Genomic DNA, 18,941 nt, shown 5'->3' on the forward strand with positions numbered 1-18,941 from the left:
CGATCTGGTGTGGGAGCGTTCCCAGTCATGTGACTCAGAGAGCAGACGCATACGTCGCTCCTCGCCGCCTCGGGCTCCACACGTGCAACCCCCACTCACACAGGAGTCATCCATGAGCATGCAACGGCGTACTTTCCTGGCGTTGAGCGCGGCCGGAGCAGCGGGCGTGGGAGCGTCCCTGCTCGGCACCGGGCAGGCAGGCGCCATCGTCAGGCCGCAGGGCGCACCGACCACGCCGTTCGCGGTCGGCGTGCGCCGGTATGACTGGACCCGCGGCAGCCGCCGGTGCACCACCTACGTCTACTACCCCGCCACCGGCACCCCCGGCGGCAACCCGGTGACGAACGCCCCGGTCGCAGGCGGTGTCTTCCCCGTCTACAACTTCACCCACGGCTACGGAAGCAGTCCGCAGAACTCCCTGTTCATCATCCGGGCCCTGGCCTCGGCGGGATTCGTCGTCCCCGCCCCGCACTTCAACCACAACTTCAACGACGTCAACAACGGCAACTCCTCCAAGGACGTCTCGCAGATCCTCACCAACACCCTCGCGCTCAACGCGAGCGGTCCGTTGGCCGGGCACATCAACACCGGGATCGGCGTCGGCGTCTCGGGCCACTCCCTGGGGGGCATGATCACCCATGGCCTGCTGACCTCCTGGCCCGACCGCCGGATCATCTCCGCCAACCCGCAGTCCTGCACCGACATGGGCAACCCGTCCAGTTCGGTCTCCGCCAAGGTCCTGTTCGTCCACGGTGACCGGGACTCGACCACGGGGTACAACTCGGCCCGGCAGGCGTACAAGGAGATGGCCTGGCCCAAGGCGTTCCTCACCTTCGTCGGCGGCAGCCACACCAGCTTCTGGAGCGACAAGCGCTTCCCGAACACCGTCGTCGACTGGGCCCGCTGGAGCATGTACGGCGACACCGCCGCACGGGACCGCCTCCCTGCCGACGCGGCCGGGCCCAACACCAGGTGGGAATCCGTCCTGCGCTGAGAAGCAGCCCACGCCCGGCGTGACGTTCCCGCACGTGAGGCGCGTCAGACAAGATTGTCATGATCGCGTCACTCGTCGGCGTGCGCGGCGGCCCTCTTCTTCCCCCCCCCACACCGGAGGTCACTGTGACCGACTCTCACCCGCGGCCCCGCACGGCGCCGCGTCCACGAAGAATCCGCCGGGCCTCGGGCCGCCGCGTGGCAGGCGTCCTCGCCGCCGCCTTCGCGCTGGCCGCGTCCGCGCTCACCGTGCTGCCCCAGACCGCGCAGGCCGCGACCGCGCGACAGGTGGAGCGCCTCGACCGAGGTCTGGTCAGCGTCCACACCAGCAGCGGGAACCTGGTGTCGTGGCGCTGGCTGGCCACCGACCCGAACGACGTGGCGTTCAACGTCTACCGCGGCGCCACCAAGCTCAACTCCTCGCCGATCACCGGCTCCACGAACTACTTCGACTCCGGCGCCCAGGACTCCGCCGACTACACGGTGCGCCCGGTGGTGAACGGAACCGAACAGGCCCCCTCCGAGCGCGCCTTGCAGTTCCGGTCGGGATACCTGGACGTCCCCATCACCCCGCCCCCAGGCGGCACCGCCCCGGGCAACTCGGCGTACACCTACGAGGCCAACGACGCCAGTCTCGGAGACCTCGACGGCGACGGCAGGCTCGACCTGGTCCTGAAGTGGTATCCCACCAACGCCAAGGACAACGCCCAGTCCGGCTACACCGGCAACACCATCGTCGACGGCATCAAGCTCGACGGCACCCGGCTGTGGCGCATCGACCTGGGACGCAACATCCGCTCCGGGGCGCACTACACGCAGTTCCAGGTGTACGACTACGACGGCGACGGCAAGGCCGAGGTCGCCATGAAGACCGCCGACGGCACCAAGGACGGCACCGGCGCGGTCATCGGCAACTCGTCGGCCGACCACCGCAACTCCAGCGGCTACGTGCTGTCCGGCCCCGAGTACCTGACGATGTTCAACGGCCAGGCCGGCAAGGCGATGCAGAGCGTCGACTACGTCCCGGGCCGCGGCAACGTCTCCTCCTGGGGCGACAACTACGGCAACCGTGTCGACCGCTTCCTGGCCGGAACCGCCTACCTGGACGGCGCCCGACCGTCACTGATCATGGCGCGCGGCTACTACACCCGTACGGTGATAGCGGCCTGGGACTGGCGGAACGGCTCCTTCACCCGCCGCTGGACCTTCGACACCACCTCCTCCGCCAACAGCGGCAAGGGCTACGACGGTCAGGGCAACCACAGCCTCTCCGTCGCGGACGTCGACGCCGACGGCAAGGACGAGATCGTCTACGGCGCGATGACCGTCGACGACAACGGCAACGGACTCTGGACGACGAGGCTGGGCCACGGCGACGCCGGCCACGTCGGCGACCTCAACCCCTCCCGCGCCGGCCTGGAGTACTTCAAGGTCTCCGAGAACTCCAGCTCACCCGGCTCCTGGATGGCCGACGCCCGCACCGGCCAGATCCTCTGGCGTACGGCGTCGGGCTCCGACAACGGCCGCGGCGTCGCCGCCGACATCTACGCCGGCAGCCCGGGTGCCGAGGCCTGGTCCGCCACCGACACCACCCTGCGCTCGGCCACCGGCGCCTCGCTCGGCCGGGAGCCGTCCAGCATGAACTTCCTGTCCTGGTGGGACGGCGACCCCGTGCGCGAACTCCTCGACGGAACCCGCATCGACAAGTACGGCACCTCGGGCGACACCCGCCTGCTGACCGGATCCGGGGTCCACTCCAACAACGGGACCAAGGCCACCCCGTCACTCTCGGGGGACATCCTCGGCGACTGGCGTGAAGAGGTCGTCTGGCCGACGTCGAACAACAGGGCCCTGCGGATCTACTCGACTCCGCACCAGACGAACACCCGGATCACGACCCTGCTGCACGACACGCAGTACCGGACGGCGCTGGCCTGGCAGAACACGGCCTACAACCAGCCCCCGCACCCGAGCTTCTTCATCGGCAACGGGATGCCGACGGCTCCACGGCCCACCGTCCACACGCCCTGAACCCCGCCGCATGGCCGCCCATGCCCCACCGCATGGGCGGCCCACGACCAACCGCCCGCCGACTGCCCGACTCACGCGCGGCCGGCACGCAGGAAGGAGCGACCATGCACCCCACGGACGCAAGAGGTTCAGGGCGGATCAGCCGAAGGACCCTGCTCAAGGCCACCACCGCCACCGCCGGGGCGCTCGCCACCGCCGCCGCGCTCGCCGAGCTGGAGACGCCGGCCAACGCCGCCGCGGGTTTCGTCAAGGGCGTCGACATCAGCTGGGTGCCGCAGATGGAGGCGCGCGGCTTCTCCTGGAAGAACGCGAGTGGTCAGAAGCAGGACCTGCTGACCATCCTCAAGGGGTACGGCATCAGCGCGGTGCGGTTGCGCACGTTCGTCAACCCCTCCAGCAGTCCCACCGACGGGCACTGCGGCATCAACGAGGTCGCCGCGTTCGCCAAGCGGGTCAAGGCCGCCGGAATGTCGATCATGCTCGACTACATGTTCGGCGACACCTGGAACTCCGTCGGCGTGCAGAACCCGCCCGCCGCCTGGCGGAACATGAACTACAGCCAGATGCGCACCGCGATGAGCACGTACGTGAACCAGACCATGACGGTCATGAAGAACAACGACGTGCTCCCCACCTGGGTCCAGATCGGCAACGAGATCAACAGCGGGATCTGCCGCCCTGTCGGCAGCGTCTCCAACCCGGCGCAGCTGACCGGCCTGCTCAACGCCGCGCACGCCCAGGTCAAGGCCGTGTCACCGAACTCGATCGTGTGCATCCACCTGGCCCAGCCGCAGAAGTACGACGTGATGACGACGTTCTTCAGCCGCTACGCCGCGAACGGCGGCAAGTGGGACATGTCGGTGTTCTCGTCCTACGGCAGCGCCAACCTCGCCCCCGGCATCGTGGCGAACATGAAGAAGATCTCCGACGCCTACGGCAAGCCGTTCCTCCAGAGCGAGTTCGGCGGCCGGGTGGACCGGGCTTCCTCGACCCAAGCCTCGCTGGTCGCCTACATCAAGGCGCTGAAGGCCAACGGGGGACAGGGCATCTTCTACTGGGAGCCGGCGTGCATGTCCCCGTTCACCGGCTACAACATGGGTGCCTGGGACTCCGCCACGCAGCGCCCCACCGTCATCATGAACGGCTTCACCCAGGCCTGAGCGACGGCCGTGGACCTCAACCCGGGGATGTCCCCGGTCAAGGATGGTGGTTGAAATGAGCATGACATTAGGCCGTGGGTGCGGGGCCAGGCTGGGGGCAGCGGGTCTCCTGACTCTTGCGGCGCTGGTCGGCGCCGGTGCGGCGGATGCCGACGCCGCCACGCGGGCTCTGCCGGCCGGTTGTTCCGGCGCGTCGCCGATCAAGTGTCACTACGCGGTCTCACCCGGCAACTACGACGTGACGGTCTCCATCGGCGGCGCCGCTTCCGCCGGGCAGACCGAGATGTGGGTGGAGGCCCGGCGCCTGATGCTCCCGGCGACGAAGACAACGGCCGGTGCCGTCGCCACGTACTCGTTCACGGTCAACGTGCGGCAGCCGGAGGGGCAGCCGACCGGCCAGGGCGGCACCGGAAACCCCGGTCTGGACATCCGGTTCGCGGGGACCAACCCGCAGGTGTCGGCCGTCTCCGTGAAACCGGCGACCCAGCCGATGGTCGCCTACCTGGCCGGTGACTCGACCGTGTGCGACCAGCCGGCCGCCCCCTACACCGGCTGGGGGCCAGATGATCACGCCGGCGGTGGGTCCCGGCGCGGCCGTCGCCAACTACGCTGACTCGGGGGAAAGTTCGGGCAGCTTCCTGTCGAACTCGGCGCTCTTCCGGGCGCTGCTGCCGAAGGTCAAGGCGAACGACGCGGTGTTCATCCAGTTCGGCCACAACGACAAGCAGACCAGCGCGTCCGCCTTCCGGAACAACCTCACCTCCATGATCACGCAGGTCCGCGCGAAGGGCGGCGTCCCGGTCCTGGTGACCCCGCCGGTCCGCCGGCAGTTCGACGGCAACCGGCTCACGGCAACGGCGCTGCACGTCAACGGCGTCGGAGTCGACCTGCCCGCCCAGATGCGCTCGGTCGGCACGGCACAGAAGGTGCCGGTGATCGATCTGACCGCCAAGAGCAGGACGCTGGTGGAGTCCCTCGGCCCGTCCGCCTCCGCACAGCTCTTCCTGCGCTCCTCCGTCGACGGCGTCACGGACAACACCCACTTCTCGCAGTACGGCGCGACCCGGATCGGCGGGCTGGTGCTCCAGAGCATCCGGGAGCAGCGCCTGCCCCTGGCCGCGTACCTGCGCTGACCGAGGCGCGGCGGCGCCCGTCCCCGGGAAGGACCCGATGAAGAACCTTCGGATACTCGTCACGACCGCACTGTTGATCGCCTTGTCCAGCCTAGGCGTTCGTACCGCGTCCGCGGCCGTCACCGTCGCGGCGAACTGCACCAACGCCTCCCACGCCCCGGCGGTACGGGCGGCGGCAGCGCCGGTCACCGTGTGGCTGGCCGGTGACTCCACCATGGCCAACCCGGGCGCGGCCCGTTGCCCGGTCGGCTGGGGCAGCCAGTTCGACGCCCTGTTCAACAGCGACGTGACGGTCAGAAACCAAGCAGTGGGAGGCCGCAGCATCCAGACCTGGCTGTACGAGGGGAACGTGAGCAGCACCAAGGGCTCCGACGGCGAGTGCCGCCTCACCTCCAGCACGTACTCGTCACGCTGGCAGGCGATGCTGAACGCGAGCACAGGGATGAAGGCCGGCGACTATCTCTTCATCCAGTTCGGCATCAACGACTCCTCCTCGACCTGCCCCCGGCACGTCGGCCCGGCCCGGTACCAGCAGCTGATGACCATGATGGCGCAGGCCGCCCTGGCCCGGGGCGCGCACCCGGTGCTGCTCACCCCGGTGGCCGCCATCACCTGCTCCGGCAGCACGGCGACCAAGAACCGCGGCTTCGTCTCCCAGACCTTCGCCGCCGGATCCGCAACCGGGGCGCCGGTCGTCGACCTGCAGACGCTCAGCGTCTCGCGCTACAACAGCCTTCGCTTCTGCCCGAACAACGGCGACTACGGATCGGGCCCCGTGGGCGCCTTCTTCTGCAACGACCACACCCACTTCGAAACCTACGGCGCGCAGCAGATCGCCACACTCGTGGCCGGTGACGTGCGCCGACAGAACCTCCCGCTCGCCGCGTATCTCAGGTAGTGCCCGGGGCGGCCGGTTTGCCTGCTACTGCAAGACGTACCAACGGCAGTGGTAGCTACCGGAGTTGTCCCAAAACTGCTCACTCGTTGGATCGTGCCGCGTGCACCACAGTGGATGACATGCCACACCGAGGGCCTGGTGAGGCGGCTGCCGGACGCGTTGAGCCTCCGGCCGCCGCACTCCTCCCGGGCCGAGGGCCCGGCTCGGTCTTCCGCCGACCAAGAGAGTGGGCACGTCCATCGAATCCCCCGAGTCACCTGTTTCCACGGTTCCGTCCCGGTGGCCCGGATGTCGTCACCAGCCGCACTCCTTGCCGCATGACCGCGTACGCCGTGCTCAGCCCTGCGGCTCCATCTCCCAACTGGCCGGCATCCGCAGGGCTTCCTCCGACCGCGAGCCCGGTTCGGCGTGGTAGGTGACCAGCCGCATGGGGGCGCCCCCGGGCAGCGCCATGGGTTCATGGACGAGGTCGAACTCTCCGACGAGCGGATGCCGCATCCGTACGGACTCGCCTACGGTCCCGCAACTCACCTCGTGCCGAGCCCACAACCGCCGGATCGGTGACTGGGACGGGCTGCCGCCCGTCGAGCGCAACGTGGCCCGGCTGATCTTCCTCTCGCCCGAGGCGCGCGACCGGTTCGCCGACCCGGCCAGCACGGCTGCGAAACTCGCCGGGGAGGCGCTGCGCCGGTCCTTCGACGTCCTGACGCGGAGGAACGAGCAGGCCCTCACCTATCTGCGCATGCTCCAGGAGACCCCGGCGCTGCGCGCGGGCCACCATGAGAAGCAACTGATCTGGCAGGGACTGCCGGTGCCGGAGATCGCCCGGCGACTGGGGGCCGGCCCCGACCGGCCGGAGGACACCAGGCCGAGCGCACTGGCCGCCGCCGCGCTCGCCTGCCTGGACGTGGCCTCGACGGGGTGGGTGGCTTGCGAGGGCACGGTTCCGCCGGCCGTGCTGCTCGACCGGGCGATGGGCGCACTGTCGGAGTAGCCCGGCCTGGCGCAACTGGTGACACCGGTCCGCTCGCTGTCAGGGAGCGGTGCCGAGATCCACGGCCAGTTCCTGCGTCTCCGTCCAGAAGCTGTCGTCGGCGTCCTGGAGCCGGCCGGCGGCGTGTTTCATGTGGCGGCGTGCGGCGGCGCGTGCCGCTTCGGGGTCGCCTGCCTCGATGGCGGCGAGGATGGCGTGGTGCTCGTCCCGGACCGCTTCGATGAAGTCGTTCCGGCGTGCCTCGTTCGCGCGCGTGACGCGGATGCCGCTGCGCGACACGTCGCCCAGGTACCGCACCGTCGAGACCATCACGGCGTTTCCGGTCGACTCGGCGATGGACCGGTGGAAGGCGAGGTCCTCGTCCACGCCGTCGCCGCCGGCCGCGACCGCCGAGTCGATCGTGTCCAGTGCCTGGCGCATCCGCGCGAGGTCCTGCGGTGTGGCCCGGGTGGCGGCGAGGCTGGCTGCCTCGCCCTCCATGGCCCGGCGTACCTCCACGATCTGCAGCACCTTCGCCTTGGTGTCGGCCGCGTCCAGGTCGAGCGGGCGGGTGCGCCGCGGCAGGACGAACACACCGATGCCCTGCCGCGGTTCGATCAGGCCCGCGTTGCGGAGCCTCGACAGGGCCTCGCGCACCACCGTGCGGCTGACGCCCAGCTGCTTGACCAGCTCCACCTCTGTCGGCAGCCGGTCGCCCTCGGCGAGCCGCCCCGACTCGATCTCCTCGGAGAGCGTCGCGGCGACCTGGTCGGCGAGCCGGACGGGACCGGGCACCTTGGAAAACATGGTTTTCAGTCTATAGACCCCCGCTCGGCTGCCCCGCCGTGAGCGGCCCCTCGACCAGGACCGCGTCACGGTGGCCGGCGACGTAGTCCCGCACCACCGCCGCGAAGTCCGGATCGGGCCGGAGCCCGAGTGCCGCGGCCCGCGTGATGTCGAAGACGGAAGGCCACGAACCCACGATGGCCTCGACACCGGGGTCGGGCGCGATCGTCACGAGATCGGCGACGGCGTCGCCGGCCAGCTGCCGCAGCGTGGCCAGCATCTCGGCGACCGAGACCGTGAGCCCCGGAAGGTTGACCGGCAGCCCGCCCTCGAACCGGCCCCTTCCGGTACCGCGCTCGGCCTCCGCGATGCGGAGGATCCCCTCGACCGTGCGCCGGGGCGACGCCAGGGCCACCCGCAGATCGGGACGCACGGGGCAGACCGCGGGCAGGCCCGCGAGCGGCTCCCGGATGATGCCGGACAGGAAGCCCGAGGCGGCCGCGTTCGGCTTGCCGGGCCGCACCGACACGGTCATCAGGCGGGCCACGCGCCCGTCGAGGAAGCCCCGGCGGGTGTAGTCCGCGACGAGCTGCTCGCACACGAGTTTCTGGATGCCGTAGCTCGACCGGGGCGTGGGCAGCGTCGACTCGCTGACCACCGGCGGGAGCGGCAGCGCCGGGTCGGAGCCGTAGACCGCCACACTGCTGGCGAACACCAGGAGCGGTACGGGACCGCCGGCGGCCGACTGCGCCCGGGCGGCTTCGAGGAGCGCGCGGGTGGTGTCCAGGTTGGCGCTCATGCCCAGGTCGAAGTCGGCCTCGCATGCGGCGGAGACGGCGGCGGCGAGGTGGATCAGGACGTCCACCGGCTCCGCGAACACCTCGTCGAGGCACTCGGCCAGGTCACCCCGCACCGTCTCCACGAGCGGGTCGGCCGTCTCCGGAGCACCGGGCGGCACGATCCGGTCCGCGAGCACCAGCCGGTCGATCGGCGCACCGCGGAAGGTCCGCGTCCTGAGCAGGGTGCCGGTGACCTGTCGTCCAAGGAAGCCGAAGCCGCCCGTGATGACGATCCTCATGCGGTGTCTCCTCGGTAGTCGTTCAACGGTAGTCGCTCAGCCAGCCGAGGCCTTCGCTCGTGCCGGCGAGGGGGACGTATTCGCAGCCGATCCACCCGTCGAACCCCAGGTCGTCGACGACGCGGAACAGGTGGCTCACATCGAGTTCGCCCCGGTCGGGCTCGTGGCGGTCGGGCACGCCCGCGATCTGCAGATGACCGACCCGGCCGGTAGGCAGGTCGCGGCGCAGGGTGGTGGTGAGGTCGCCTTCGACGATCTGGCAGTGGTAGAGGTCGAGTTGCACCTTGAGGTTCGGGGCACCCACCTCCCGCACGACCGCGTGCGCCTCCGCCTGCCGGGACAGGAAGTAGCCCGGCATGTCGCGGCCGTTGATCGGCTCGATCAGGATGTCGACGCCCTGGGGGGCGGCTCGCTCGGCGGCCCACGCGAGGTTGTCCAGGTAGGTGGCGCGGTGCCCGGCCCGTTCCTCCGGCGTGGCGTCGGGCGGTACGAGCCCGGCCATCACGTGCAGCCGCGGGCAGTCCAGTGCGGCGGCGTACTCCAGAGCCTGGGCGATCCCGGAGCGGAGCTCCGCCTCGCGGCCGGGCAGCGCCGCGATCCCGCGTTCTCCGGACTCCCACGCTCCGGGGGGCGCGTTGAACAGCACCTGCCTCAGGCCGTGGTCGTCGAGCCGGTGGCGCAGCTGCGTGGCGTCGTAGGCGTAGGGGAAGAGGTATTCGACGGCGGTGAAGCCGTCCGCCGAGGCCGCGGCGAAGCGGTCGGGGAAATCGTGCTCGGTGTACATCAGGGACAGGTTCGCTGCGAACCTCGGCATGCTGGCTCCTGTGTGGGGACCGGGAGGCCCGGTCAGCGGTTGACGACGTGCTTGTCGGTGGTGAGCACCGCGGCGGCGCCGACGACGAGGCCGAGCGCCAGGACGTACATCGGAACCGACGTCGAGCCGGTGGCGTCCTTCAGCGCGCCGATCATGTAGGGACTGACGAAGCCGGCGAGGTTGCCGACCGAGTTGATCGCGGCGAGGCCGACCGCGGCGGCGGTGCCGCCGAGGAACGCGGTGGGCAGGGACCAGAACAGCGGCGCACAGGTCAGCACGCCCGCCGCGGCGATGGACAGCGCGACCAGGGACAGCGCGGTCGACCCGGCCCAGCCCGCCGCCAGCGAGAAGCCGACCGCGCCCATGAGACTGGGCACCACCAGATGCCAGCGGCGCTCACGGCGCTTGTCCGCCGAACGCCCGAGCAGGTTCATCGTGACGAGCGCGGCCAGGAACGGCACCGCGCTGAGCAGGCCGATCGCGAGGTTGCCCTCGATACCGGTGGTCTCGATGAACGTGGGCATCCAGAAGGTCAGCGCGTACTGGCCCATCACGAAGCAGAAGTAGATGAGGCACATCAGCCACACCTTGGGCTCGCGGAAGGCGTCCCAGACCCGGCCGTGCACGGTCTGGTGCGCGGCGTCCTCGGCGATCGCCCGCTCGACGACGGCCTTCTCCTCGTCGGTGAGCCACTTCGCGGCGCGCACGCTGTTGTCGAGGTAGAACAGCGTGGCCACCCCGATGAGGAGGGCGGGGATCGCCTCCAGCAGGAACATCCACTGCCAGCCCTGCCAGCCGTTCACGCCCTGGAACCGGTCCATGATCCAGCCGGAGAGCGGGTTGCCGAAGATGCCGGCCACCGGGATGGCGGACATGAAGAGCGCGATCACCCGGGCCCGGCGGTGGGAGGGGAACCAGTAGGTGCAGTACAGGATCACTCCCGGATAGAACCCCGCCTCCGCGGCTCCGAGGAGGAACCTCAGGACGTAGAACATCGCCTCGTTGTGGACGAACATGAACGCCCCCGAGACCAGACCCCAGCTGATCATGATCCGGGCGATCCAGGTGCGGGCGCCGACGCGCTGGAGCATCAGGTTCGACGGCACCTCGAAGAGGAAGTAGCCGATGAAGAACAGTCCGGCACCGAGGCCGTACGCCGCCTCGCTGAAGCCGAGGTCGCCGGCCATCTGGAGCTTGGCGAAGCCGACGTTGACCCGGTCCAGGTAGGAGACGATGTAGCACAGGACGAGGAAGGGGACGATACGCCGCACGACCTTGCGGAAGACGGCGTTCTCACGGGCGACGTCGGCGGATGCCGACGCGGTTATGGGCATGGACATGGATGATCCCTCGTGCGGCTCAGGGGAATTCTCTGACGGGTGGGGAGCGGGTCACCACGCGGCGTCGAACGCGGACCTCAGTTCGTCGATCGCGTGGGACGAGAGCGGCTCCGGGCGACGGTCGGTCAGGAGCCAGAGACGTGCCGTCTCCTCGAGTTCTTCGAGGACGGCGAGGGCGGTGGCCGCGTCGGGTCCCCAGACGACGGGGCCCAGCCTGTCGAGCAGCACGGCCCGCAGGGGCGTACGGCTGGTCGCGTGTGCGGCGATGCGGGCGGTCACCAGGTCGGCCACGCGCGGGTCGCCGGGCCGGTGGTAGGGGATGAGCGGGACGTGCCCGACCTTCATCACGTAGTACGGCGTGAGGGGCGGGAGCACGTCGTCGTCGCTCCACACGCCGGCCAGGGTGAGCGCGACCAGGTGCGTGGAGTGGGTGTGGATGACGAACCGGGCCGTGGCGTCGGCGGAGCAGATGCGCCGGTGCAGGGTCAGGGTCTTGCTGGCGCGGTCGCCCGCGATCTGCTCACCACGGGCGTCGACCAGCGCGAGGCGGCCGGGTTCGAGGAACCCCAGGGCGGCGTCGGTGGGGGTGATCAGGTGGTGGTCGCCGGCCTTGGCGCTGATATTGCCTGCGCTGGCGTGGACGTAGCCCCGGGCGAACAGGCTGGTGCCCACGCGGACGATCTCGTCGCGTGCCTCGTCGACGGCCCTGCCCACGGCCTCGTCGATGGCCTCGTGGGGGCCTGTCCCGGCGGCGGTGGTGCCCGGCTGCTGGGTCATGCCGCCTCCTCGTCCAGCAGGGCGAAGGCGGAGGTGAAGAAGTCGGGGCCGCCGAAGTTGCCGGACTTGAGCGTGATGTGGAGCGTGTCCCCGTCGGGCAGGGTGGCCGCGCACCACGGGACACCGGGGTCGATCTGCGGTCCGATCCTGAGCCCGGTGACACCGAGCGCCCGGACGACCGCTCCCGAGGTCTCACCGCCCGCGACGACGAGCCGGCGGACGCCCCGTTCCACCAGCCCCTGTGCGACGCGGGCCAGCGTCCGCTCCACGAGCTCACCGGCCTCGGCGGCACCGAGCCGGCCCTGGACGGAGCGGACCGCGTCGGCCGGCTCGGTGGAGTAGACCAGAACCGGCCCGTCGTCCAGATGGGACTCGGCGAAGGCCAGGGCCTGCCCGACCACGTCCTCACCGGCCGCCACGCGCAGCGGATCCACGCTGAACGCGGGCCGGCCGCCGCGCAGGTGCTGGAGGACCTGGCCGTTGGTGGCGGCGGAGACCGACCCCGAGACGATGGCCCGGTGGCCGCCGGAGGGCGGCAGCTGAGCGGCGGCGCGGGACGGCTCGAACCCCCAGTTCGCGGGCAGCCCGATCGCCAGACCCGAACCGGCGGTCACCAGGGGAAGCCCCCGGACCGCCGCACCCAGGCGCAGGAGGTCGTCGTTGGAGACGGCGTCGGCGACTGCGATCCCGATGCCGTCCTCGCGCAGGGCGTCGATGCGGGCCCGGATCGCCTCGGCGCCGCCGGCGACGACCGCGTGGTCGATGAGGCCGACCGCCCGCGTGGTCTGCGCGCCGAGGACGGAGACCAGGTTGGAGTCGGTCATCGGGGTGAGCGGATGGTGGCGCATGCCGCTGTCGCCGAGCAGCACGTCACCGACGAAGAGATGGCCCTTGAAGACCGTGCGCCCGTTGTCGGGGAACGCGGGCGTCGCGACCGTGAAGTCGGTGCCCAGCGCGTCCATCAGCGCCTCGGTGACCGGGCCGATGTTGCCGGCCGGTGTCGAGTCGAAGGTGGAGCAGTACTTGAAGTACACCTGCTCGGCACCGGCGGACCGCAACCAGGCGAGTGCCCGGAGCGAGGCCTCGACGGCGTCCGCGGCCGGAACGGTACGCGACTTCAGGGCGATGACCACGGCGTCGGCGTCCACCGCCTGTCCGGCGCCGGCCGGCGGAACGTCGATCAGCTGGACGACGCGCATGCCCGCCCGCACCAGGTTGTTGGCCAGGTCGGTGGCGCCGGTGAAGTCGTCGGCGATGCACCCGAGGCGGATTCCCATGTCACGCCTCCGCCGGCTCGGGCAGGTCGATCCCCGGGAAGACCTTGATCACCGCGCTGTCGTCCTCGGCCCCCAGCCCGGACGCCGATGCCTGGAGGAACATCTGGTGGGCGGTGGCGGCCAGGGGGAGCGGGAACCGCTCCGGACGGGCGGCGTCCAGTACGAGCCCCAGGTCCTTGACGAAGATGTCGACGGCGGACAGGGGCGTGTAATCCCCGGCGAGCACATGGGCCATGCGGTTCTCGAACATCCAGGAGTTGCCGGCGCTGTGCGTGACGACCTCGTACAGCGCCTCGGCGGGAACGCCGGACCTGATGCCGAGGGCCATCGCCTCGGCCGCGGCGGCGATGTGCACGCCCGCGAGGAGCTGGTTCACGATCTTGACCTTCGAGCCGAGTCCGGCGCGGTCGCCCAGGCGGTAGACCGTGCTGCTCATGGCCTCCAGCACCGGGTCGGCGAGGGCGTACGCCGCGGCGGAGCCCGACGTCATCATGGTGAGTTCGCCGGCCGCCGCACGCGCGGCGCCACCGGAGACCGGAGCGTCCAGGTAGAGCACACCCGACTCCGCCAGGCGGCCTTCGAGCCTCGCGGACCACCCCGGGTCGACCGTGGAGCACATGACGAAGACGGAGCCCGGGCGGAGCCGGCCGGCCGCCCCGTCGGCACCGAAGAGCACTGACTCGACCTGCTCCGCGTTGACCACCACGCCGACCAGGACGTCGACCGCGGCCGCCAGCTCGCCGCAGGAGCCGAACGCCGTGCCGCCGTCGCGGGCGAAGGCCGCGGACACCTCCGGCCGCAGGTCGTGGACCCCCACGTCGTAGCCGGCGTTCCGCAGACTGCGGGCCATTCCGAAGCCCATGGCTCCCAGTCCCACCACGCCCACACGCGTTCGTGCGGACTTGTTCTCGTCGTCCATACCCATCCTCGTCCTGCCGTGTCGTCCAGAAGGGTCGGCCTGACTCCCGGAGGAGATCAGGTCATATGATGACCTGAGGACGACGATTTGCTTGCTGTGATGTCGCTCACACGGGTAGGGGGCTTGCCGGGGCGCCGGTCAGCGGTACGGAGAGCGGCGGACGGTCAGGACGGCCACGTCGTCGTGCTGGTTGACGTCGCCGGCGAAGGCGCGGGCGTCCTCGTACAGGGCACGGGGAAGTTCGGTGGGGGAGAGGGCGAGGTGTTCCATCAGCCGTTCGTCGACCGGGTAGAACGTGCCGTCCGTGGCCCGGGTCTCGGTGAGGCCGTCGGTCGTCAGCAGCAGCGTGGAACCGGCCGGGAAGTCGAACCAGCCCACCGTCGTCGGTTCGGAGGTCAGCTCGGCGAGGCCGAGCGGCACACCGGACTCCAGCGGCGGCGCGACGACGACGCCGTCGTGCATCAAGCGGGGCGGAATGTGCCCGCAGTTGACGATCTGCGCCTCGGTATGGGCGTCGACGGAGATGACGAGCGCGGTGACGAACCGCTCGTCGTCGCCGTGCTGTTCGGCGTAGGAGTTGTGCCGGACCACCGCGGCGTCGAGGATGTCGACGAGCGCGGTGAGAGTGGGTTCCCGGTGGGCCGCCTCACGGAAGGCGCCGATCACGGCGAATGCGGCCCCCACGGCGGCCAGCCCCTTGCCCTGCACGTCACCGATCAGCACCCGTGTCCCGAAGGGCGAGGCGACGACCTCGTAGATGTCACCGCCGACCAGCCGGTCCTCCTGGACGGGTTCGTAGACGCCGTTGACCAGGACGTCGTCGGTGACCAGGGGCAGCGGGTGCAGGATGTGCCGCTGCATGGCGGCGGCGGTGGAGCGCAGGCGGAGCATCTCGTGCTCGCGCCTGATGCGGCGCTGACAGGCGTAGACGGAGGTCACTCCCAGGGCGAGGGTGAGCAGGACCAGCAGGGCACGGTCGAGCTGCCGGCCCACGTCACTGCCGCGCAGCAACACGGTGAGGGTGACGATCACCGTGGTCCAAGCGGCGACGAACCTCGTCTGCGCAGCGGTGCACAGCGCCGATGCCGTACCCGGGAGGAAGACCAGGAGACCGAGGAGCCATACCGCGGACCCGGACAGAGCGCCCAGGATCTCCACCAGGGCCGTCACCGAGATCACGCCCACGGCCAGCTCGACGTTGCCCGGAGGCTCGATCGCCTCGAGGGCGTCCGACGGCCTTCTCCTGCGGGTGTCGATCATGGGAACTCCTGGGCAGCTCGTGACCTCTCCCGTACGGTATGCAGGCCCGGCCGTTCGTGGGCAGGTGCCCCGCCGCCCCTTGTCCGCCCTTGCGCTCACGCGGAGATTGCGGGAGGTGGGGCGAAAACATAGCTTGAACGCCTGTTCGTCGAGCTGCGTGTTGGAGAGGTGTCCCGGTGGGGCGACGCGAGAAGCCGGTCGACCCCGACGCCGGTCCCGTACAGCGGCTTGCACATGATCTGCGTGTGCTGCGGGAGAAGGCCGGGAAGCCCCCGTACCGGCAGATCGCCCAGCGGGCCGGCTACTCGATCACCGCGGTGTCCCAGGCGGCGGCCGGTGAGCAGTTGCCGTCCCTCGCGGTGGTGCGGGCCTACGCCGAGGCGCTGGACGGCGACCTGGACGAGTGCGAACGGCGCTGGCGGGAGACGGACGCCGAGGTCCGTGCGCCCGCGCCGGACGAGCGGCCGCCGTACCGGGGGCTGGCCCGCTTCGAGCCGGACGACAGCGATCTGTTCTTCGGCCGGGAGGGGCTCGTCACCGACCTGAGGGAGCTGGTGCGCGAGCACCGGTTCGCGGCGGTGTTCGGGGCGTCCGGCAGCGGCAAGTCGTCGTTGCTGCGGGCGGGGCTGATTCCGCGGTTGCGTCAGGCGGCGGGGGCGGAGCGGCCGGCGGTGATCCGGGTGCTCACACCGTGGAGGCGCTCGCCTTCTCGTCCGACGGCGGCACGCTGGCCGTGGGCGGCGCGAACGGGACCCTGCGCCTGTGGGACACCGAGGGGCAGCAGCTCCTCGGGTCGGACCTGCCCACGCCCGGCGACGAGATCCGGTCCCTCGCCTTCGCCGAGGACGGCGGCACGGTGTACGCCAGCGGCCCGTACGTGCCACTCCAGCGTTTCCCCGTCGCCCCGGACCAGGCCCGTCCGGGCCATCTGCGCCCGTACCGGTGGCGGACTGACCGAGGCGCAGTGGCGCACCTGCGTCCTTGACGCGCCGTACGAGGCCGTCTGCGGGGATTGATTTTTTTCACAGGCCCGTCCGGGTCGCTGAAAAACGCCTCTGACCTGCTCGATCTGGGCGCGACGCACCTCCCCACGCAGGCCGTCCCCACCCACACCGCTTCCGGCGACGACGACACCGCCTGCAAGAAGGTCCGGTGCGTGGCGCTGACCTTCGACGACGGACCGGCAGCGCCGGAGACCGCGACCCTGCTGACGTACCTGGCGCGGTACAAGGCGCGTGCCACCTTCGCCGTCGGCCAGAACGTCGCCGCCCACCCCGGTCTGGTCCGCGCCGCCGCCCGCGCCGGGAACGAGATCGGCAACCACTCCTGGGACCACCCCGACCTCACCAAGCTCGCCCGCGGGCAGGTCGTCTCCCAGCTCAACCGCACGAGCGCCGCCATCGAGGCCGCCACCGGCCGGGCCCCACCCTCTTCCGCCCGCCCTACGGTGCCGCCGACCGCCGGGTCCGGACCGCCACTCACCTTTTCCCGGTGCTGTGGGGCGTGGACACCGAGGACTGGAAGTACCGCGACGCCGACAAGGTCGCGCGGGACCGTCATCGCCAAGGTGCGGCGCAACGACGTCGTCCTGATGCACGACATCCACCCCACCTCGGTCGCAGCGGTCCCCCGGATCCTGCGCACCCTGACCGCCCGCGGCTACCACTTCGTCACCGTCAGCCACCTGCGCGCCACTCTCTGACGGTGCTCGCTTTGCGGGTCATCCAGGCGGCGGAGACTGAAATCTCCGGTGGACGCTACTCGTCGGAGAGCGTGATGTTCGGGACCCGCCAGGCCGCCAGCGCGAAGGCGGCCAGGGACACCGCGGCGCCGGTGAGGAAGACCAGGCGCATCGAGGTGACATAGCCCTCCAGGAACGGCAGTGCCGCGCTCGGGTCGAGGGTGCGCAGGAAGGCGGAGTCTTCCAGGTTGACGCCGCCGCCCGGTCGGAGGACACCCGTCAGGGCGTGCGCGGTGTCGGGCTGGGCCAGCAGGTGGCGGTAGGCCGGGTCGCGGCGCGCCTCGGCCAGTCGCTCGGCGATGCTGCCGGCCGCCGTGGTGAACAGGATCGACAGGAACGCCGCGGTGCCGACCGTGCCGCCGTTGGAGCGGAAGAAGTTGACGGATGCCGTCGCCGCACCCATGTCCGTACGGGGCACCTCGCTCTGCGCCAGCGTGGTGAGCGTCTGCATCGACGCACCGAGTCCCGCGCCCATCAGGGCCATGCCGAGCGCCGGGTGCCACAGCGGGCTGTCCACGCGCAGCGTGGCGAACACGAGCATCGCGGCGGTGAACGAGCCGACACCGGCGACGAGATGAACCTTGAACCGGCCGGTCCGGGCGATCATCCGGCCCGTCAGCAGCGTCACCGCGAGGTTCGCGGCGACCGTGGGCAGGGTGGCCAGGCCCGCCTCGATGGGGCTCATACCGCGCACGAGCTGGAGATAGAGCGGCAGCGTCGTCATCGCGCCGAACATGCCGATGCCGACGACGAAGTGCAGCCCGACGCCCAGCCGGAAGGTCCGGATGCGGAACAGGCGCGGCGGAAGCAGGGCGGCGTCGCCCGACCGCCGCTCCACCCCGACGAACACCGCGAGCCCCGCCACCCCGATCGCGTACATCAGCAGGGCCCGGGGCGAGTCCCACCCCCAGGTGCGGCCCTGCTCGGCGACCGTCAGCAGCGGCACAAGGCCCACGGCCAGGGCGAGCGCCCCGGCGTAGTCGAGCCGGTGCCGCGCCCGCCGGTGCGGGAAGCGCAGCACGCGCATGATCGCCACCGCGGCCGCGGCGGCGAGCGGCACGTTGATCAGGAAGATCCACCGCCAGCCCGCTGTCCCCAGCAGGTCGGCCCGGTCCGCGAACGCGCCGCCCACGAGAGGCCCGACGATACTCGCGCCGCCGAACACGGCCATGAAGTAGCCCTGGTAGCGGCCCCTTTCACGCGGGGTGGTGATGTCGGCGACGATCGTCATCGCCAGCGACATCAGCCCGCCGCCGCCGAGACCCTGCACGGCGCGGAACGCCGCGAGTTCGTGGATCGACGTGGCACATCCGCACAGCAGCGAGCCGACGGTGAACAAGGCGATCGCGGCGAGGTAGACGGGCCTGCGGCCGTGGATGTCGGAGAGCTTGCCGTAGAGCGGCGTCGCGATGGTCGCGGTGATGAGATACGCCGTGGTCACCCATGCCTGGGCGGTCAGCCCGTGCAGGTCGTCGGCGATGGTCCGCAGTGCGGACGAGACCACCGTCTGGTCCAGCGCCCCCAGGAACATGCCGAGCACCAGCCCGGACATGACGGTGGTGATCTGCCGGTGACTGAGCCGCGGGGGCATGTCCCCGGCCGCGCCCTGTTCTTGGGTGTCGGAGAAGGTCACGTGTCGTCCTCGGGGTGGGGGCGGGTACGGCGGGCGGGGGGGGGGGGGGGGGGGGGGGGGGGGGGGGGGGGGGGGGGGGGGGGGGGGGGGGGGGGGGGGGGGGGGGGGGGGGGGGGGGGGGGGGGGGG

19 protein-coding genes and 1 pseudogene are annotated in these 18,941 nt (G+C 70.9%); 10 read left to right on the forward strand and 10 right to left on the reverse strand.

Annotated elements, in window-relative coordinates:
* Positions 1-112: 112 nt before the first annotated feature.
* From AC07F0_RS34835 to AC07F0_RS34860, 6 genes are all read left to right on the forward strand, one after another.
* The gene (locus tag AC07F0_RS34835; protein ID WP_478983926.1) at positions 113-994 is read left to right on the forward strand and encodes an alpha/beta hydrolase family protein; all 882 of its coding nucleotides are present in this window, start codon (positions 113-115) and stop codon (positions 992-994) included.
* Between the two features lie 125 nt (positions 995-1,119).
* Entirely contained in the window at positions 1,120-3,024 is a 1,905-nt protein-coding gene (locus tag AC07F0_RS34840; protein WP_478983927.1) for a rhamnogalacturonan lyase, read from the forward strand.
* A gap of 104 nt (positions 3,025-3,128) precedes the next feature.
* On the forward strand, positions 3,129-4,184 hold the full coding sequence (locus AC07F0_RS34845; RefSeq protein WP_478983928.1) for a glycosyl hydrolase 53 family protein: 1,056 nt from the start codon (positions 3,129-3,131) through the stop codon (positions 4,182-4,184).
* A gap of 55 nt (positions 4,185-4,239) precedes the next feature.
* Positions 4,240-4,797: a hypothetical protein gene (locus AC07F0_RS34850; RefSeq protein WP_478983929.1), complete on the forward strand. Its 558-nt coding sequence runs from the start codon at positions 4,240-4,242 to the stop codon at positions 4,795-4,797.
* Positions 4,748-5,317, forward strand: coding sequence for a GDSL-type esterase/lipase family protein (locus AC07F0_RS34855; RefSeq protein ID WP_478983930.1), 570 nt, complete (start codon positions 4,748-4,750; stop codon positions 5,315-5,317). Before AC07F0_RS34850 ends, AC07F0_RS34855 begins: the two co-directional genes overlap by 50 nt.
* Before the next feature lie 37 nt (positions 5,318-5,354).
* Positions 5,355-6,215 (forward strand): GDSL-type esterase/lipase family protein, encoded by an 861-nt coding sequence (locus tag AC07F0_RS34860; RefSeq protein ID WP_478983931.1) that lies wholly within the window; start codon positions 5,355-5,357, stop codon positions 6,213-6,215.
* Positions 6,216-6,551: 336 nt separating this feature from the next.
* Here AC07F0_RS34860 and AC07F0_RS34865 read toward each other — a convergent pair whose 3' ends face one another.
* A complete protein-coding gene (locus tag AC07F0_RS34865; protein ID WP_478983932.1) occupies positions 6,552-6,872 on the reverse strand; it encodes an MmyB family transcriptional regulator in 321 nt (106 codons plus the stop codon).
* On the opposite strand from AC07F0_RS34865, the gene AC07F0_RS34870 reads away from it, so the two are divergent.
* Positions 6,811-7,209 (forward strand): acyl-CoA-like ligand-binding transcription factor, encoded by a 399-nt coding sequence (locus AC07F0_RS34870; protein WP_478983933.1) that lies wholly within the window; start codon positions 6,811-6,813, stop codon positions 7,207-7,209. The two genes, AC07F0_RS34865 and AC07F0_RS34870, sit on opposite strands and share 62 nt — an antisense overlap.
* Positions 7,210-7,248: 39 nt before the next feature.
* Here AC07F0_RS34870 and AC07F0_RS34875 read toward each other — a convergent pair whose 3' ends face one another.
* The 8 genes from AC07F0_RS34875 to AC07F0_RS34910 all read right to left on the reverse strand — a co-directional run bounded on the left by AC07F0_RS34875 (position 7,249) and on the right by AC07F0_RS34910 (position 15,439).
* The gene (locus AC07F0_RS34875) at positions 7,249-7,995 is read right to left on the reverse strand and encodes a FadR/GntR family transcriptional regulator (RefSeq protein WP_478983934.1); all 747 of its coding nucleotides are present in this window, start codon (positions 7,993-7,995) and stop codon (positions 7,249-7,251) included.
* A 10-nt stretch (positions 7,996-8,005) separates the two neighbouring features.
* Positions 8,006-9,052, reverse strand: coding sequence for a D-erythronate dehydrogenase (gene denD, locus AC07F0_RS34880; protein WP_478983935.1), 1,047 nt, complete (start codon positions 9,050-9,052; stop codon positions 8,006-8,008).
* Positions 9,053-9,074: 22 nt separating this feature from the next.
* Positions 9,075-9,866 (reverse strand): 2-oxo-tetronate isomerase, encoded by a 792-nt coding sequence (gene otnI / locus AC07F0_RS34885; protein ID WP_478983936.1) that lies wholly within the window; start codon positions 9,864-9,866, stop codon positions 9,075-9,077.
* A 32-nt stretch (positions 9,867-9,898) separates the two neighbouring features.
* The gene (locus AC07F0_RS34890) at positions 9,899-11,206 is read right to left on the reverse strand and encodes an MFS transporter (protein WP_478983937.1); all 1,308 of its coding nucleotides are present in this window, start codon (positions 11,204-11,206) and stop codon (positions 9,899-9,901) included.
* 51 nt (positions 11,207-11,257) lie between these two features.
* Positions 11,258-11,983, reverse strand: a complete 726-nt coding sequence (locus AC07F0_RS34895; protein ID WP_478983938.1) for a class II aldolase/adducin family protein — start codon at positions 11,981-11,983, stop codon at positions 11,258-11,260.
* On the reverse strand, positions 11,980-13,260 hold the full coding sequence (gene otnK, locus AC07F0_RS34900) for a 3-oxo-tetronate kinase (RefSeq protein WP_478983939.1): 1,281 nt from the start codon (positions 13,258-13,260) through the stop codon (positions 11,980-11,982). The genes AC07F0_RS34895 and otnK overlap by 4 nt, the downstream gene beginning before the upstream one ends.
* Position 13,261: 1 nt before the next feature.
* The gene (gene ltnD, locus AC07F0_RS34905; RefSeq protein ID WP_478983940.1) at positions 13,262-14,179 is read right to left on the reverse strand and encodes an L-threonate dehydrogenase; all 918 of its coding nucleotides are present in this window, start codon (positions 14,177-14,179) and stop codon (positions 13,262-13,264) included.
* Positions 14,180-14,317: 138 nt separating this feature from the next.
* A complete protein-coding gene (locus AC07F0_RS34910; protein ID WP_478983941.1) occupies positions 14,318-15,439 on the reverse strand; it encodes a PP2C family protein-serine/threonine phosphatase in 1,122 nt (373 codons plus the stop codon).
* Positions 15,440-15,615: 176 nt separating this feature from the next.
* On the opposite strand from AC07F0_RS34910, the pseudogene AC07F0_RS34915 reads away from it, so the two are divergent.
* From AC07F0_RS34915 to AC07F0_RS34925, 3 genes and pseudogenes are all read left to right on the forward strand, one after another.
* Positions 15,616-16,152 (forward strand): annotated as a pseudogene (locus tag AC07F0_RS34915) (helix-turn-helix domain-containing protein); the annotation flags it as partial.
* The gene (locus AC07F0_RS34920) at positions 16,131-16,424 is read left to right on the forward strand and encodes a WD40 repeat domain-containing protein (protein ID WP_478983945.1); all 294 of its coding nucleotides are present in this window, start codon (positions 16,131-16,133) and stop codon (positions 16,422-16,424) included. The pseudogene AC07F0_RS34915 and the gene AC07F0_RS34920, both read left to right, overlap by 22 nt.
* A 27-nt stretch (positions 16,425-16,451) precedes the next feature.
* On the forward strand, positions 16,452-17,141 hold the full coding sequence (locus AC07F0_RS34925; protein WP_478983942.1) for a polysaccharide deacetylase family protein: 690 nt from the start codon (positions 16,452-16,454) through the stop codon (positions 17,139-17,141).
* A gap of 55 nt (positions 17,142-17,196) precedes the next feature.
* On the opposite strand, the gene AC07F0_RS34930 is transcribed toward AC07F0_RS34925, so the two are convergent.
* Entirely contained in the window at positions 17,197-18,813 is a 1,617-nt protein-coding gene (locus AC07F0_RS34930; RefSeq protein WP_478983943.1) for an MDR family MFS transporter, read from the reverse strand.
* Positions 18,814-18,941: the final 128 nt, after the last annotated feature.

It is taken from the genome of Streptomyces sp. NPDC045955, from assembly GCF_056430805.1.

Coding starts and splice junctions, on each gene's coding strand:
- AC07F0_RS34910 (WP_478983941.1), bottom strand. CDS start 15,439: ATGATCGACACCCGCAGGAGAAGGCCGTCGGACGCCCTCGAGGCGATC.
- AC07F0_RS34875 (WP_478983934.1), bottom strand. CDS start 7,995: ATGTTTTCCAAGGTGCCCGGTCCCGTCCGGCTCGCCGACCAGGTCGCC.
- ltnD (WP_478983940.1), bottom strand. CDS start 14,179: ATGGACGACGAGAACAAGTCCGCACGAACGCGTGTGGGCGTGGTGGGA.
- AC07F0_RS34895 (WP_478983938.1), bottom strand. CDS start 11,983: ATGACCCAGCAGCCGGGCACCACCGCCGCCGGGACAGGCCCCCACGAG.
- otnI (WP_478983936.1), bottom strand. CDS start 9,866: ATGCCGAGGTTCGCAGCGAACCTGTCCCTGATGTACACCGAGCACGAT.
- denD (WP_478983935.1), bottom strand. CDS start 9,052: ATGAGGATCGTCATCACGGGCGGCTTCGGCTTCCTTGGACGACAGGTC.
- AC07F0_RS34835 (WP_478983926.1), top strand. CDS start 113: ATGAGCATGCAACGGCGTACTTTCCTGGCGTTGAGCGCGGCCGGAGCA.
- AC07F0_RS34860 (WP_478983931.1), top strand. CDS start 5,355: ATGAAGAACCTTCGGATACTCGTCACGACCGCACTGTTGATCGCCTTG.
- AC07F0_RS34845 (WP_478983928.1), top strand. CDS start 3,129: ATGCACCCCACGGACGCAAGAGGTTCAGGGCGGATCAGCCGAAGGACC.
- AC07F0_RS34850 (WP_478983929.1), top strand. CDS start 4,240: ATGAGCATGACATTAGGCCGTGGGTGCGGGGCCAGGCTGGGGGCAGCG.
- AC07F0_RS34890 (WP_478983937.1), bottom strand. CDS start 11,206: ATGTCCATGCCCATAACCGCGTCGGCATCCGCCGACGTCGCCCGTGAG.
- otnK (WP_478983939.1), bottom strand. CDS start 13,260: ATGGGAATCCGCCTCGGGTGCATCGCCGACGACTTCACCGGCGCCACC.
- AC07F0_RS34855 (WP_478983930.1), top strand. CDS start 4,748: ATGATCACGCCGGCGGTGGGTCCCGGCGCGGCCGTCGCCAACTACGCT.